The sequence below is a fragment of the Streptomyces niveiscabiei genome (assembly GCF_001419795.1).
GTDB classification, from domain to species: domain Bacteria; phylum Actinomycetota; class Actinomycetes; order Streptomycetales; family Streptomycetaceae; genus Streptomyces; species Streptomyces niveiscabiei.
Window position 1 is genome coordinate 1 of the sequence record NZ_LIRL01001243.1, and the last position, 2187, is coordinate 2187.

Annotated in this window: 1 protein-coding gene and 2 pseudogenes; all 3 read left to right on the forward strand. The window is 75.5% G+C overall.

Annotated elements, in window-relative coordinates; genetic code table 11:
- The coding region (locus tag AOK24_RS42620) for a non-ribosomal peptide synthetase (RefSeq protein ID WP_107104175.1) at positions 1-1378 on the forward strand (1378 nt) is incomplete at its 5' end.
- Positions 1378-1995 (forward strand): annotated as a pseudogene (locus AOK24_RS50015) (beta-ketoacyl synthase N-terminal-like domain-containing protein); the annotation flags it as partial. The gene AOK24_RS42620 and the pseudogene AOK24_RS50015, both read left to right, overlap by 1 nt.
- A gap of 32 nt (positions 1996-2027) precedes the next feature.
- Positions 2028-2187, forward strand: a pseudogene (locus tag AOK24_RS50020) (methyltransferase domain-containing protein); the annotation flags it as partial.

The window sequence follows — 2187 nt, forward strand, 5'->3', positions numbered from 1 at the left end:
CGGCACACCCGTGGCCGACACCGCACCCACCCCCCACCTCCCCGCCTACGTCGTCACCACCTCCGGCTCCTCCGGCGCACCCAAAGCCATCGTCGTCAGCCGGGGAAACCTCGCCCACATGGTCGCCGCCCGGCAGGCCGAAGAGGGCCTCGTCACCTTCTCCACCTGCCGCTTCACCTGGGACGGCGCCCTGCTCCTGCTCTTCCAGGCGCTGTGCACGGGCGGTACGGCGGTCCTGCCCGACCACCGCGCTCTCCCCGACCCCTCCGCCTGCGCCGCACTGGTCCTCCAGCGGGGCGTACGCCAGCTCGTGTCACCCCCGTCGTACTACCGGCTGATGCTGCCGCACCTCACCGGCGCCGGCCTCGATGAGGTGATCCTCGCCGGGGAGGCGTTCCCCGAGGCGCTGATCGAACGGCACCGCGCGGTGCTGCCCCGCACCCGGCTGCGCAACGAGTACGGCCCGACCGAGGCGACGGTGACCGTCCTCGGCCACGACGTGAGCGGCACCTACGACGGACACATCCCCATCGGCACCCCGCTCGGCGAGGTCGCCGTACACGTCCTGGACGGACGGCTGCGGCCGACCCCGCCCGGGGAGCTGGGCGAGCTGTACGTCGGGGGCGCCCAGGTCGCGCAGGGGTACGCGGGACGGCCCGGGGAGACGGCGCACCGGTTCGTCGCCGACCCGTTCCACAAGGAGCCCGGCGCCCGGCTCTACCGCACCGGGGATCTGGTCCGTGTCGACCGGGAGGGCCGCGTCGTCTTCCACGGCCGCGCCGACGGCCAGCTCAAGGTGCGCGGCACCCGCGTGGAACGGCACGCCGTCGAGGCCGTCCTCGAAACGCACCCGGCGGTGCGCCAGGCGACCGTCCTCGGGGTCCCCGGGCCGCACGGCGACACCAGGCTCGTCGCGTTCTGGTCCCCGGCCCCGACCGCCGTCGCCCTGCCCGACGCCCGCGAGCTGACCGGGCTGTGCACGGCGCACCTGCACGACCAGGCCGTACCGGAGACGTTCGTGACCGTCGGCCGGATGCCGCTGGCCGCATCCGGCAAGACCGACGAGGCCGCGCTGACCGCGCTGCTGCCGGACGCGCCGGCCGGCTGGACACCGCTGCAGAGCGCCGTCGCCCGGCTGTGGCGACGGGTGCTGCGGCACGACGACTTCGGGCCCGGGGACAGCTTTTTCACCGTCGGCGGCAACTCGCGCCGCGTCGTCGAGCTCCACCTCGGACTGCAACGCGAGTGGCCCGGCGCACTGCGCGTCGGGCAGCTCTTCGACCTGGACACGGTGGCCGCCCAGGCCCAGGCGCTGGCGGCCGCCGAGGAAGCCGCCGAGCAACCCGCAGGCGACGCCGCAGAGTTGGGGGACCGGTGATGACGTACCACCGCAGCGAACCGAACGACGACGACATCGCGGTCGTCGGGATCGCCCTGCGCCTGCCCGGCGCCGACACCCCGGCGCGGTTTCGCGCGAACCTCCTCGCCGGCACCGACAGCGTCGGACCCATGCCCGCCGACCGGGCCGCCGCGACCGGACTCGACCCGGCCCGCCTCCTGCCGATGGGCCACCTCGACGACGTCCACACCTTCGACCACGCCCTCTTCCGGCTCTCCCGCCGCGAGGCCACCCTCATGGACCCCCAGCAGCGCCTCGCCCTCCTCCTCGCCCACCAGGCGCTGGAGGACGCCGGATACGCGCCGGGCGAGCTGCGCGACGGCTCCACCGCCGTCGTCTTCGCCTCGGCCGCCTCCGCCTACCACGCGGCGGCCCGCGAACCCGGCGTCCTCACCGCCCTCGGCAACCTCTCCTTCGGCGCCGCCGCCCGCGTCGCCCACGTCCTCGGCCTCACCGGCCCCGCCTACGCCGTCGACTCCGGCTGCAACGGCTCCCTCCTCGCCGTCCACCACGCCTGCCGCGAACTCGCCGTCGGGGACGCCGAGTTCGCGCTCGCCGGGGGCGTCAGCGTACGGCCCGGCGGGCTCCCGGACACCGAGGCCGCGGCGATGCCGGAACTCCTCTCCGCCGGCGGGCGCTGCCGGGCGTACCGCTCGTGCGGGGCAACGGGAACAGCCTCCCGTTCCGCGACGGCTGCCTGGACTTCCTCACGTACGCGCAGTCCTGGCACTGGACGGACCCGCACCGCGCGGTCCCGGAGGCGCTGCGGGTGCTGCGGCCGGGCGGCG